The sequence below is a fragment of the Bradyrhizobium liaoningense genome, from assembly GCF_018130955.1.
GTDB classification, from domain to species: Bacteria; Pseudomonadota; Alphaproteobacteria; order Rhizobiales; family Xanthobacteraceae; genus Bradyrhizobium; species Bradyrhizobium liaoningense_C.
In genome coordinates, this window is the sequence record NZ_JAFCJM010000018.1 from 1 (window position 1) to 13,076 (window position 13,076).

A 13,076-nucleotide genomic window follows, 5' to 3' on the forward strand; every position below is an offset into this window, starting at 1 on the left:
CAACAGACCTGAACGAAACAAGAATTGTGTTACCCATGTCGTCGGTTTGAACTGTTACCCATCTCGCCGGTTGCTCAGCGTAGGCGGCCTCCGGCCGCCGTCACCTGAGAACGCCGATGCTTCGCATCGGCTACGGCGCCGGATGAGGGGTTCTGCCCGCGGCGAACAGAAGCAAATTTGAGAGGTCTGTCTTCGCGGATACAAACCCCTCACCCGTCTCGCCGCTACGCGGCGATCCACCCTCTCCCACAAGGGGAGAGGGTAAGAGCGAGAGAAGAACCATGTGGCCCAACCGTCGACTGATAGATCTCTTCAAGACCGAGTTCCCGATCGTGCTCGCGCCGATGGCGGGCATCATGGATGCGGATCTCGTGATTGGGGCTGCGCAAGGCGGGGCACTGGGTTCGCTGCCTTGCGCGATGATCTCGGCCGAGAAGGCGCGCGAGCAGGTCAATGTCATCCGCCAGCGCGTTTCGGCGCCGGTCAACATGAATTTCTTCTGCCACAAGCCGCAGGAACTGACGGCGGCGTCGGAAGCGCGCTGGAAGCAGCGCCTGACGTCCTATTACACCGAGTACGGCCTCGATCCAGCCGCGCCGATCGCCGCCGCCAACCGCGCGCCGTTCGACGCGGCCTTCTGCGAGGTTGTGGAGGAGTTGAAGCCGGAGGTCGTCAGCTTCCATTTCGGCCTGCCGGATCAGGCGCTCGTGAAGCGCGTCAAGGCGGCAGGCTGCATCGTCATCTCCTCGGCGACGACAGTGAAGGAAGCGGTCTGGCTCGAGCAGAACGGCGCCGATGCCGTGATCGCGCAAGGCGCGGAAGCCGGCGGGCATCGCGGCATGTTCCTGACCGACAACATTGCCGAGCAGCCCGGCACCTTTGCACTGGTGCCGCAGGTGGTCGATGCGGTGAAGGTGCCTGTCATCGCGGCCGGCGGCATCGCCGACGGGCGTGGCATTGCGGCGGCCTTTGCGCTGGGCGCATCGGGCGTGCAGATCGGCAGCGCCTATCTACGTTGTCCGGAGTCTAAGGTCAGCGCGCTTGCGCGAAAGGTGCTGGCGGAGGCGGGCGACGTCTCGACGGTCATCACCAACGTCATGACCGGTCGCCCGGCGCGCGGCGTCTATAACCGCGTGATGCGCGAGGTCGGACCGGTCTCGCCGGACGCGCCGGTCTTCCCCCATGCGGCGACCGCGCTCGGGCCCCTGAAGGCGGCTGCCGAAAAGCAGGGCAGGGTGGAGTTCACCAATCTCTGGGCAGGCCAGGCCATCGGCCTCGGCCGCGAGGTCCCGGCCGCCGAATTGACCCGGGATTTGGCCAAAACGGCGCTTGCCCGCCTGAAAACGCTGGCCGGCTAGGGTGATAGTGCCGGTTGCGGCGCAAAAGCGGCCTCTGCTATACGGCAGGCTTATCCCTGCCGTCCGAGGCCCTATATAATGTCAGTCGACGCCGTGACCGTCCGCCGCATCGCGCATCTGGCGCGTATTGCGGTCAGGGACGACGAAGTTTCCCATCTGCAGGGCGAGCTCAACGCCATGCTGGCCTTCGTCGAGCAGCTCTCCGAGGTGAACGTCGAGGGCGTCGAGCCGATGACGTCAGTCACGCCGATGGAGATGAAGAAGCGGCAAGACGTGGTCAATGACGGCGAGATCGCCGACGATATCGTTGCCAACGCGCCGGCTACCGAAGGGCACTTCTTCCAGGTGCCGAAGGTCGTCGAGTAAGCAACTTAAGAGTCAGGACAGGTCCGATGTGCCTGCTATGCGACGATGAGAAGGCCTATCAGGCCTACATGAACTATCTCGACGCGATGGAGCGGCAGGGCAAGGCTGCCGATCCCAACGTCGCCGTCAATGCCGTGCTCGACCAGCTCGAAGCGGCCGCGAATGCCGCCGTCAAGAAAGACGACCCGGCCAACGACAAGACCCTGTCTCCATTCTTCTGCAGCCCGATCAATAAATGACCGATTTGACATCGCTGACGCTCGCCGAGGCCCGCAAGGGTCTAGCGGCCAAGACTTTCACGTCGCTGGAGCTGACCGACGCGCATCTTTCCGCGATGGAAGCCGCGCGCGTGCTCAATGCCTTCGTGCTGGAGACGCCCGATCAGGCGCGCGCCATGGCGCGCGAGGCGGACGGCAAGATCGCCAAGGGCGATGCGGGCCCGCTCGCCGGCATTCCGCTTGGCATCAAGGACCTGTTCGCGACCAAGGGCGTGCGCACCACGGCCTGCTCGAAGATCCTCGGCAATTTCGTGCCGACCTATGAGTCGACCATTACCTCGCAGCTCTGGCGCGATGGTGCCGTGATGCTCGGCAAGCTCAACAATGACGAGTTCGCCATGGGCTCGTCGAACGAGACCTCGTGCTTCGGTCCGGTGGGCAATCCCTGGCGGCGCGAAGGCTCGAACACCACGCTCGTGCCGGGCGGCTCCTCCGGTGGCTCGGCGTCGGCGGTGGCCGCGCTCTTGTGCATGGGCGCGACGGCGACCGATACCGGCGGCTCGATCCGCCAGCCAGCGGCGTTCACCGCGACTGTCGGCATCAAGCCGACCTATGGCCGCTGCTCGCGCTGGGGCATCGTCGCCTTTGCGTCCTCGCTCGATCAGGCCGGTCCGATCGCGCGCAGCGTGCGCGATAGCGCGATGCTGCTCCGCTCGATGGCCGGCCACGATCCGAAGGACACGACCTCAGTCGACATTGCCGTGCCGGACTACGAGGCCGCGATCGGCAAGTCGGTGAAGGGTATGAAGATCGGCATTCCCAAGGAGTATCGCCTCGACGGCATGCCGGCCGAGATCGAGAAGCTCTGGAGTGAGGGCGCAGCCTGGCTCAAGGCGGCCGGTGCCGAGCTCGTCGAAGTGTCGCTGCCGCACACCAAATACGCGCTGCCGGCCTACTACATCGTGGCGCCGGCGGAGGCCTCCTCCAACCTCGCGCGCTATGACGGCGTGCGCTACGGCCTGCGCGAGCAGGGCAAGAACATCATCGAGCTGTACGAGAACACCCGCGCGGAAGGTTTTGGCGCCGAGGTGCGCCGCCGCGTCATGATCGGCACCTACGTGCTCTCCGCCGGCTATTACGACGCCTATTACCTGCGCGCCCAGAAGGTGCGTACGCTGATCAAGAAGGATTTTGAGGACTGCTTTGCCAAGGGCGTGAGCGCGATCCTCACGCCGGCAACGCCGTCGGCCGCCTTCGGCATCGGCGAGAAGGGTGGCGCCGACCCGGTCGAGATGTACCTCAACGACATCTTCACGGTGACGGTGAACATGGCGGGCCTGCCGGGCATCGGCGTGCCCGCGGGTAAGGATGCGCAGGGCCTGCCGCTCGGCCTGCAACTGATCGGCCGTCCCTTCGACGAGGAGACGCTGTTCTCGCTCGGTGAAGTCATCGAGCAGGCCGCCGGCCGCTTCACGCCCGCGAGGTGGTGGTGAGCATGGCGGCGTACATCGCCAGCCTCGAAGGCGCCGCGCCGGCGCCTGAACTCAGCGCGCCGCTTGCGGGTCTCTGGTGGGCCGCGAAGGGCGACTGGGACAAGGCCCATCAGATCGTCCAGGACGACAATGGCCGCGAGGCCGCCTGGGTGCACGCGTATCTGCACCGCGTCGAAGGCGATCTCGGCAATGCGGGCTACTGGTACCGCCAGGCCGGCCAGCCGACCGCGAAGGATTCATTGCAGGCGGAGTGGGAGCGCATCGCTGCCGCGCTGCTCGGGAGCAAAGCATGAGCACGGCCACCCACAAGCTTCTCAAAGGCGCCACCGGTGACTGGGAGATGGTCATCGGCATGGAGATCCACGCCCAGGTGACGTCGAACTCAAAACTGTTCTCGGGCGCCTCCACCGCGTTCGGCGGCGATCCGAACACGCATGTCTCGCTGGTCGACGCCGCGATGCCGGGCATGCTGCCCGTCATCAACGAGGAATGCGTCAGGCAGGCTGTCCGGACTGGGCTTGGGCTGAACGCAAAAATCAACCTGCGCTCGGTGTTCGACCGCAAAAACTATTTCTATCCCGACCTGCCGCAGGGCTACCAGATCAGCCAGTACAAGTCGCCGGTCGTCGGCGAGGGCGAGGTGCAGCTCGAGCTCGACGGCGGCCGCAGCGTCACCGTCGGCATCGAGCGGCTGCATCTGGAGCAGGACGCCGGCAAGTTGCTGCACGACCAGTCGCCGACCATGTCCTATGTCGATCTTAACCGCTCCGGCGTTGCGCTGATGGAGATCGTCTCAAAACCGGACATCCGCGACGCCGAGCAGGCCAAGGCCTATGTGACAAAGCTGCGCTCGATCCTGCGCTATCTCGGCACCTGCGACGGCGACATGGAGAAGGGGTCCTTGCGCGCCGACGTCAACGTCTCCGTGCGCAAGCCGGGCGGGCCGCTCGGCACGCGCTGCGAGATCAAGAACATGAACTCGATCACCTTCATCGGCCAGGCGATCGAGTACGAGGCGCGCCGCCAGATCGAGATCCTCGAGGATGGCGGATCGATCGACCAGGAGACGCGGCTCTATGACCCCAACAAGGGCGAGACGCGCTCGATGCGCTCCAAGGAAGAGGCGCACGACTATCGCTACTTCCCCGATCCCGATCTCCTGCCGCTGGAGTTCAGCCAAGCCTTCGTCGACGAGCTGAAGGCGAAGCTGCCCGAGCTTCCGGACCAGAAGAAGGCGCGCTTCGTCGCCGACTTTTCGCTGTCGCCCTATGACGCGAGCGTGCTGGTCGCCGAGCGCGAAAGCGCGGAATTCTACGAGACGGTGCTGTCTGGGCTCGCCAATCGCGCACGCGACGGCAAGATGGCGGCGAACTGGGTGATCAACGAGTTGTTCGGCCGTCTCAACAAGGAAGGCCAGGATATTGCGGGGTCTCCGGTCAATGCTGGCCAGCTTGCCGCCATCGTCGACCTGATCGGCGAGGGTACGATCTCCGGAAAGATCGCAAAGGATCTGTTCGAGATCGTCTGGCAGGAGGGCGGCGATCCCCGCGCGCTGGTCGAGAGCCGCGGCATGAAGCAGGTGACCGACCTCTCGGCGATCGAGAAGGTGGTCGACGACATCATCGCGGCCAATCCCGACAAGGCCGCGCAGGTCAAGGACAAGCCGCAGTCGCTCGGCTGGTTCGTCGGTCAGGTCATGAAGTCGTCCGGCGGCAAGGCCAACCCGCAAGCGGTCAACGACCTCCTCAAGTCCAAGCTTGGCATCTGAGATCGAACCTCGCGCGCGGCGACGGCGTGCTCGCCGTCACCTCGCTCGAGGCCGACACGCGTCGCTCGCGCGCGTTGCCGACAGCCGACGTCGCCTCACTCACCCGCGAGGCTCCTGCGAATCGCCATGCCGCGATTCGCAAAAAGGGGCGGCTTGAACACGCGTCGGCGAGCGATTGCGCCGTTAAGCATGAAAATATTTTCGTTGCCAAAAAACGCGACTCAGAGTCCGCGAAACGCTTCTACGACACGGTCAAGCTTGACGTGACGCGCATCATCGCGTCGATCCTGCGCAATGCGCGAGTGCAGAAAAACACTTGCTGCATAGAGTTTTCTTGCAGTCGCTGCTCTCGTCGATGCCGATGCTGCGCGATGCTTTTGCAATCGGAGACGCGTGCCTCTGTTTGCACGCAAATCAAACGCGCTAGGCGCAGGCGCTTCGCTGCGTCAACACTTCCTTAAGCGAGAAGCTGTTTTTTTCTTCGCGTTGGTGTATTCGGGATGAAGTGCATCTCGATCCCCGAGTGCACGCAGCGATTAAAGCCATCTCACACATCGGAGGGCAACATGGCCAAGAAAGCGAAGAAGGCGAAGAAGGCGAAGAGCGCAGTGAAGAAGACTGCGAAGAAGACCCGCAAGGTCGCCAAGAAGAAGAAGTAACTTCGCCTAGTCGAAGTTGCCGGCTGCTAGACGGCCGGCGCGTCATTAGAGCCATCAGCGAAAGCAAAGGGCTCTGACGGCGAAAGAGGGTGTCGGCGAGACATCAGGTCGACGGTCGGATCGTCAATCTCTTGCGAGCTTGCTCGTTCGGGTTTCCGGTCCGGCAGAAGAAACCAGGTTTTCTTCGTTCGGTGCGGTCAGCCTTTCGGCTCCGCAATTTCACGAGTGGCCTCGCGGCCAAGGTGAGATCCGGTCCTGACGTGTTCGCCGACGCCCTCGCTCCTCCGCCGGGATCCTGGCCGGCGTTTTCATGTCCCAAAATTTCAGATCTGCTTCGTGTTGTGGCCTCACCGCCGTTTGGCCGTGATCTCTGTCCGCGAACGTTGCGACATGCGGCCGAACGAAACGCCGCGACGTCATCGCCGAACGTTTCCCCGGTAATCCACCCAAGCGCGATCTCATGCGAGCAAGTCCCGGGCATGACGGCTGGCCGTGGCGTGGTCTCGCGACGATGGCAGCTCGAGCGGATCAATCCGTTGACCCGAAAATCCCGCCACAGACGCATTGCACCGCGCGCCATGGTTATCGTTGTCCGAAAATCGGGACGGTAAACCGAATCTGACGAATCGCAGAAGTGCCCGTTAAATAGGGACTTTTTGCAATTTCGCGCGCGAGGCGAGGCCGTTCGCGTTTACGTCCCCTTCATCGCGATACTTAAACTGCCATTCAAATTTGCTCGCCATGATCCTCTCAAACAAGCCGGCAAACGGCATGGGGAAGAGTTGAACAATTTTGGACGGGAGCCGCGCTCGGGGAACGAGGCGGCACAAGAACAAGAGGGGATGCGACATGTTTCAGGGGACTTTCGATCTGGAGACGGCGACGCCGATCGACGCGACCGCGTTGTCGGACGTGCTGTTCGAGCGCGGGCTTTACTGGGCGAGCGGCCGCTCCGGCCTCGTCGACCTCGTTGCCGCGCATAAATGGTTCAATCTTGCGGCGCTGAAGGGCCGGAAGGATGCGATTGCCCATCGCCAGGAACTCGCGGCGCAGATGTCGGAGGCCGAAATCGCGGCCGCGCAGCGTGAGGCGCGGGCCTGGGTCACCATGCACTGACCGGTTCACTCCGCCGTCGGGAACCGAACTTTGGCCGATCAGTGCGATCGCGCCAAGGCGACCTCAGGACGAGATTTAGACGGCGAACGAGGCCGGCGCTTCGCCAGCGCTATGCCGGCGCCACATTTCATTGAAGGCCCTTTCGATGTGTCGCGTCATGCCGACAGTATCGAACAGAGGCCAAGTGGACCGATGCGTCGCCAGCTTGGTCTTGAGGGCGGATCGAAGCTCGGGATCGTGCGCGATCCGAAGCGCCAAACCCTCATATTCGTCCAGTGATCGCGTCACCAGCTCAGGAAGGCCGACAGCATTCAGGAGACTGGCTGCGACACGTCCCGCAAAGGCGGTGCCGCGGCAGGTTAGGACCGGCAAGCCAGCCCAAAGGGCGTCGCTGGCCGTGGTATGGGCGTTGTAGGGCAATGTGTCCAGGAACAGATCGGCGAGCTGGTGGCGCGCCAGGTGCTCGTCGGCAGGAACGTGTGGGGCGAACACGATCCTCTCCGCAGCGATGCCGCGCGCAACGGCTTCACGCCTCAGGTTCTCCTTGGCGATCGGGTCCCCATCAAGCAGCCAAAGGACGCTGCCGGCGGTCTTGCTAAGCAGCCTCATCCAGACGTCGAACAGCGGGGGCGTGATCTTGGACGTCCTGTTGAACGCACAGTAGACGAATGCATCGTCCGCCAGTCCGACCTCGCTCCGGGCCGGTGCATTTGACAGGAGCGGCCGCTTTGCGTCGGTCGCCTGGTAGCTGTCGGGGAGATAAATCACCTTCTCGGCGTAATGCTTCTGCTCTTCTTCGGGGATGACGATCCGGTCGGCGATGACGTAGTCCATATATGGCGCACCCATCGTGCCGGGAAAGCCGAGATAGTTGACCTGGATGGGAGCCGCCCGGCGCGCAAGGATTTTCGGCCGCGCAAAGGCGGTGAATCCTCCCAGATCGACGAGGACCTCAATGTCGAGCTGGCGGATCAGCTTGACCACGTCCTCGTCGGCAAGATGGCTGACGTCTTCAAAGCGTTCGAATGCTGCCTTCAAGCGGTCGCGCATCTTGCTGCGGTCATCCGGTCCGTAGGAGATGGCGCTGATGTCGAAGCGCTCGCGGTCGTGCGCCTCGAAAAGTCCGGCCGTCAGATGCGCAGTGGCGTGACGGCGAAAATCGGCAGACAGGTACGCGACCCGCAGCCGGGAAACCGGTGGCGGCGTTCTGGGAATCGCGGCACCTCGTTCCGGGGCGACCTCGGCGACATATGTCTTCGCGCAGGTCAATTGGTGCGCGGGAGACGACGAGGCATGAAAGAAGGTCAAGGGGTCGATCGCCACGCCGGCTTCGACGGCCTCCTCCAGGGCGGCCTGTTCACGTTCGAAACTGCGCCAGTCGGCACGCTGCCGCCTGGCACCAACCAGCTTGCTCAACGCGAACGGGAAGGCCTTGTCCAGCGCGACTGTTCTTTCGAGCGCTCCGATCGCTTCGTCGTGTCGGCCCATTTGGGTCAGGATCTCAGACGAGACGAAATGGTTCTGTGGATTCGACGGTGCAAGTTCGACGGCACGTTGGTAGCTGTCATGCGCTTCGTCGAGTTGACCGAGCTGCTGGAACGCACTGCCCCGGTTTGCGAACGCTGCGCTCGATGGCGCGATCGCAATGGCGCGATCAAATTCCGCGATGGCGCCGTGAAGCTCCTGCCGTGCCATCAGGATCGCTCCGCGATTGAGATGCGCATCGGCGAAGTTCGGCGACAGGGCAATCGCTTTCGCAAGCCAAGCGAGCGCATCGTCTGTCTTGTCCAACGCACGCAGCACGTTGGCGTAGTTGAAAAGAACGTCGGGATTGCCGGGGTCGATGCGGGCAGCCTTCTTGAGCAACGGCTCGGCGTCCGCGAAATTGCCGCGCTGGGCGTGCAACAGCCCCAACATATGGAGCGCGATCGGATGCGTTTTGCTGCCCTTGAGGATGGTCGTATAGGCCCGTTCCGCATCCGACAGATTGCCCGAACGGTGCGCCGAAATTGCCTGATCCAGAATAGCCGACGGATGGAGTGAGGAGGGGGCCGAAGCTCCCTTGTTGCGGCTCTGCTGCGACATGTGATTGGGTTTCTGGACCCCGATGACGGGTCTTTGCTTTGGCGAACTGGTGCAAAAACCCTAGTCGCCTTTGCTCGAGAGAACAACTGCCGCGCCGCTCGCGCTTCAAAGCGCGAATCTAGCGCGCTTGTGCCGAGACTTCGCGCGCGACGGGTACAGATTCCGGCCAAGTGGCGCGGTGGCTATCGGCTATGCGGGTGTGACGATGGCCGGCCGGCGCTCCGGAGGGCAGCCAGTCCCGACCTGTCCTTGGCTTCCGTCGCTGTCAAAGCTTTCATGTGCAAAGAAACCCGCTAGCCCCAATTCTGCCGCTTGCGGGCCGCCGCGGTGTCGGGCATACCCGGCGCAACGGAGACGTGGCCGAGTGGCTGAAGGCGGCGGTTTGCTAAACCGTTATAGGCTTGTAAAGGCCTATCGAGGGTTCGAATCCCTCCGTCTCCGCCAGCCACATTCCTCTCTTCAGTTATAGAGTGTGCGTAACGCCGCCATGTCAGCCGCGCGGATCCGCGCGCGTGCATTTCATCCGTTTCCGCCTGCGAATCTGCTTCGACGCATCTCTCTTTGCGTCTCTCGGCCCGAACCAATGCCGGGCGCGCCGAGTCGTGCCGCGATTCCTCGATTCGAGCGCGTGAAGCGCGTGAGGAAGGGGTGGGGCGACGCAGCGTCCTCCATGTCGGGAAAATCCGGGGTAAACGGAACCGGTCAAAAAACAGCATGGAAAACAAATGGTTACAGCGGCGCTATGATCACAACTGCGTGTTATTTGTGCAACACCCGCCGGAAAACACGTTCAACCGGGTCGTTTCGGAGCGTTCTTTTGTTGTGTGTGCAAGGACGTTCGGTAATTGTGACTGAGCGACGGAGGGGGGCATCCCAAGGTCGTCCCGTTTTAGGTGGTTCGCTTAAGTCCCTCGCGTTCAGCGGGTGTGTCCGAAGGCGCGAAGCGGCTAAGCGGTTAAGTTAAGGGACAAGGGAACCAACCTTAGGGTGTCGTCACCCAGCGGATCCGGAACCTTCCCTATAGAGCAAACTTGGAGGTTTAACATGAAGTTGGTAAAGAGCCTTTTGCTCGGTTCAGCGGCAGGTCTGATTGCCGTTGGCGGAGCACAGGCAGCCGATCTCCCCGTGAAGGCCAAAGCGGTCGAATACGTGAAGATCTGCTCCCTGTACGGTGCCGGATTCTACTACATGCCGGGCACTGACACCTGCATCAAGTTCGGCGGCTATCTGCGTGCCGATAACTGGTACCAAGGCGGCGACTACGGTTTCCGGCAAGGCGCGAACCAGGGTTCGAATAACCGTCTGACGAACTACTGGGGCGCCCGCGCTCGTATGGACTTCACCGTCGATACGCGCACGGCAACTGAGTATGGCGTGCTCCGCACCTACGCCGATATGGTCTTCACCTGGGATACGACCACGGTCAGCGGCAGCAGCCCGTCGATCTTCTCGACCGGTTCGGCCTCGCTCGGCCTCTACCATGCGTTCATCCAGTTCGCTGGCTTCACGTTCGGCCGTACGGTTTCGATCTTCGACGCTCCGTGGCAGAGCTATCCGGCTGGCGGTCCCGATACCCTTCCGGGCGGTTCCAACCACGTCACCGGTGTGAACCAGGTGACCTACACGGCTGACTTCGGTCAGGGCGTCACCGCTTCGGTGGCGTTGCAAGATGAAACGACGTCGGCAGGCGGCGAGACGAACCTCTGGAACCTGTCGGGTGCGACTGCAGCCAACATGGTTCAGGGCATCTATGGCAACAACAACTGGGGTGGAACGCGTGCTCCCGACGTCGTCGGCCAAGTCCGCGTCGACCAGGCCTGGGGTCTGGCCCAGTTCTCGGTTGTTGGGCATAACCTCCATCCCGCCTACTACGGTGCGACTGAGTTGACCGGTCACCCCGGCGACAAGTGGGGCTGGGCGGTGCAGGGCGCTTTGTCGATCAAGAACATCCCGACCGGTGCGGGCGACTCGATCAACTTGCAGGCCGTCTACACGGATGGCGCGTCTCGCTACAACTTCCAGAGCCTGTTCCCGCAGTCCTTCTTTATGTACAGCGGTAGCGGCATTGGCGCCTACCAGAGCCTCGGGATCGCCGGCATTGCTGATGGTGTCTTCACCGGCACCTCGGCTGCTAACGGCAGCTCGATTGAGACCGTCAAGACCTGGGGCTTCCGTGGTGGCTACACCCACAACTGGAACCCGAACTGGGCGAGCTCCATCTACGGTGGCTACGGCGCTGTGCAGTACGGCTCCAACGGCAAGGCCACGATCTGCGCCAACATGGTTGGATTGCTTGGTCTGACCGGCAACTGCAACCCGGACTTCAACTTCGGAGTGATCGGCGTCAACACCGTGTGGACTCCGGTCAAGGGCCTGGCTTTCACGGCGGACCTCAGCTACTCCCGTCTGGACCAGAAGTACTCGGGCACCATCGCGAGCCCGGGATTTGCTAACGGTGCCAAGCCGGCAGCTGTGTATGAGATGAAGGACCAGGACTCGCTCGCCCTGCTCCTCCGCGCTCAGCGCAACTTCTAAGATCGATCTCACGACCGATCAGAGAACCCCGGCGGGAAACCGCCGGGGTTCTTCTTTGCGGGCGTCGCGGCGTCCATCGCCGCGAAAGAGCAGGTGGCGCCCAGCCAGAGATGCTGCGACCGGCCGATGAGCGAATTCGCGCGTGCCTGGAGCACTGATCCGGACCCGAAGGGCCGCGCTAGCGCAAAGTGCAAAGCGGTCTTCTCTCGCGACGAGCGCGGAACACGTTTGCGCGGAGATCATGCTCGAACGATAATCTGTCGTCCGTGGAGAAGCGGGACTTCAGCTCGGGACGGGGTGAAGTCGGAGGATGAGCCGAATTAGGATCTGGCAAGAGGTCCAGCCAACGGACGGGCGCCGGAAGTCGTAGCCGGTCGCGAGGACGGCATTGGTGGCGTCGCCTCCGCGGTGCCGGAGATATGCCACAGATGAGCGATTGGATGCGTCGGCGGCAAAAATGATATTTACTTACATGATCTACTCATGTAATTTACAAAGTAGCCTGCCAAACGCATTGGCGGCGCCTGGTCTCAAAACGAGACGATCTACAACTTTATGAACTAACCTCCGAAACCTCCGGCAATGCCCTGCCGGAGGTTTTTGATTCGCAGGGATATCTTTCCTGCCGGTGATCCCGCAAGCACATTCCTCCTCAGCGAATCAGGCGCGCCCGGGAGTTCGGCCGGTAGGCGAGGCGCGCGTGGCCCGTGCAATAGGACTGGCCGTCGGGCGAGGCGTTGCCGCAGAAGCAAAAGTCATCCGCGCCCGGTGTCGAGATCGGCCAGCGGCAGCGGTTCTCTGACAATTCGAGCAGCGAGCAGCGGTTGGTCTCGTCGATCGGCGCATGCGCGAGCGGCGTTTCGGCCTCGTCATAGATCGCGCCTAGCATTTCACATTGCAGCCTGCGAAGGGTCCTCAGGGCCCGCGCAGTGCTCTTCTCCACGCTCCGCTCTTCCCGCTTCGGGCCGCGGGTCAGATTGAGGCGGCTGAGCTTGCCGATGACGGCGTTGCGGCTGACGCCGATATCGGCGGCGATCTCGCGGCAGGACAGGCCGGCGTGAAAATGGTTTTTCAGAAGTTCGATGCGCTCGTCGGTCCAGGTCGCAACGGAAGTCGGTGGCGAAGTCGGTGAAGCAGCGGGCATTTTGTGACGGTCCCAGGTTCTAAAATCGACCACGCCGTCCGAAACCGTCCGCTTTGCGCGTCCTTGAGCCTCACGTCCTGCCGTTGTCGCGAATGGACAGCAGACCATCCTTGATCGCGAGGCGGATACCTTCCTCGATCAAGGTTCGTGCAACGCCTGGAACGCTGGTGCCGTGGGTGCCCTGTCTCACCAGTTTTTCGAGATAGGTGATGGTCGAGAGCGCCAAGGTTACGGGAATGCGGTCAGTCTCGGCTTTTTCGGTGGCCATGGCCCGAACGCTAGCCTCTTACTCGTGTACATAAAAGTAACGATTAAGACTCTATTTAGGTTTGGG

The 13,076-nt window shown here is 62.5% G+C and carries 12 protein-coding genes and 1 tRNA gene; 10 read left to right on the top strand and 3 right to left on the bottom strand.

Features of this window, described 5'->3' with window-relative positions; genetic code table 11:
- Positions 1–281: 281 nt before the first annotated feature.
- The 8 genes from JQ632_RS17100 to JQ632_RS17135 all read left to right on the top strand — a co-directional run bounded on the left by JQ632_RS17100 (position 282) and on the right by JQ632_RS17135 (position 6,978).
- Positions 282–1,358 carry a nitronate monooxygenase family protein gene (locus JQ632_RS17100; protein ID WP_212403738.1) on the top strand — a complete coding sequence of 359 codons (1,077 nt, stop codon included), beginning with the start codon at positions 282–284 and terminating at the stop codon, positions 1,356–1,358.
- Positions 1,359–1,436: 78 nt separating this feature from the next.
- Positions 1,437–1,724 (top strand): Asp-tRNA(Asn)/Glu-tRNA(Gln) amidotransferase subunit GatC, encoded by a 288-nt coding sequence (gene gatC / locus JQ632_RS17105; RefSeq protein WP_212403739.1) that lies wholly within the window; start codon positions 1,437–1,439, stop codon positions 1,722–1,724.
- A gap of 26 nt (positions 1,725–1,750) precedes the next feature.
- Positions 1,751–1,963 (top strand): hypothetical protein, encoded by a 213-nt coding sequence (locus tag JQ632_RS17110; protein WP_140982211.1) that lies wholly within the window; start codon positions 1,751–1,753, stop codon positions 1,961–1,963.
- Positions 1,960–3,435, top strand: coding sequence for an Asp-tRNA(Asn)/Glu-tRNA(Gln) amidotransferase subunit GatA (gene gatA / locus JQ632_RS17115; protein ID WP_212403740.1), 1,476 nt, complete (start codon positions 1,960–1,962; stop codon positions 3,433–3,435). The genes JQ632_RS17110 and gatA overlap by 4 nt, the downstream gene beginning before the upstream one ends.
- Before the next feature lie 2 nt (positions 3,436–3,437).
- Positions 3,438–3,728 (top strand): hypothetical protein, encoded by a 291-nt coding sequence (locus JQ632_RS17120; RefSeq protein WP_249152135.1) that lies wholly within the window; start codon positions 3,438–3,440, stop codon positions 3,726–3,728.
- Positions 3,725–5,203 carry an Asp-tRNA(Asn)/Glu-tRNA(Gln) amidotransferase subunit GatB gene (gatB, locus tag JQ632_RS17125; RefSeq protein ID WP_212403742.1) on the top strand — a complete coding sequence of 493 codons (1,479 nt, stop codon included), beginning with the start codon at positions 3,725–3,727 and terminating at the stop codon, positions 5,201–5,203. Before JQ632_RS17120 ends, gatB begins: the two co-directional genes overlap by 4 nt.
- 26 nt (positions 5,204–5,229) lie before the next feature.
- The gene (locus JQ632_RS17130; protein WP_212403743.1) at positions 5,230–5,664 is read left to right on the top strand and encodes a hypothetical protein; all 435 of its coding nucleotides are present in this window, start codon (positions 5,230–5,232) and stop codon (positions 5,662–5,664) included.
- Positions 5,665–6,711: 1,047 nt separating this feature from the next.
- The gene (locus JQ632_RS17135) at positions 6,712–6,978 is read left to right on the top strand and encodes a hypothetical protein (RefSeq protein ID WP_212403744.1); all 267 of its coding nucleotides are present in this window, start codon (positions 6,712–6,714) and stop codon (positions 6,976–6,978) included.
- 75 nt (positions 6,979–7,053) lie between these two features.
- Here the strand turns inward: JQ632_RS17135 and JQ632_RS17140 are convergent, their stop codons facing one another.
- Positions 7,054–9,063, bottom strand: coding sequence for a tetratricopeptide repeat protein (locus JQ632_RS17140; protein ID WP_212403745.1), 2,010 nt, complete (start codon positions 9,061–9,063; stop codon positions 7,054–7,056).
- Positions 9,064–9,413: 350 nt separating this feature from the next.
- Here JQ632_RS17140 and JQ632_RS17145 point away from each other — a divergent pair.
- Positions 9,414–9,507: transfer RNA gene (locus JQ632_RS17145), tRNA-Ser, on the top strand.
- Positions 9,508–10,107: 600 nt separating this feature from the next.
- Positions 10,108–11,598, top strand: a complete 1,491-nt coding sequence (locus tag JQ632_RS17150) for a porin (RefSeq protein ID WP_212403746.1) — start codon at positions 10,108–10,110, stop codon at positions 11,596–11,598.
- 652 nt (positions 11,599–12,250) lie between these two features.
- Here JQ632_RS17150 and JQ632_RS17155 read toward each other — a convergent pair.
- Both JQ632_RS17155 and JQ632_RS17160 read right to left on the bottom strand, forming a co-directional pair.
- Positions 12,251–12,742: a GcrA family cell cycle regulator gene (locus tag JQ632_RS17155; RefSeq protein ID WP_212403747.1), complete on the bottom strand. Its 492-nt coding sequence runs from the start codon at positions 12,740–12,742 to the stop codon at positions 12,251–12,253.
- A gap of 70 nt (positions 12,743–12,812) precedes the next feature.
- Positions 12,813–13,010, bottom strand: coding sequence for a hypothetical protein (locus JQ632_RS17160; RefSeq protein ID WP_007603456.1), 198 nt, complete (start codon positions 13,008–13,010; stop codon positions 12,813–12,815).
- Positions 13,011–13,076 lie beyond the last annotated feature (66 nt).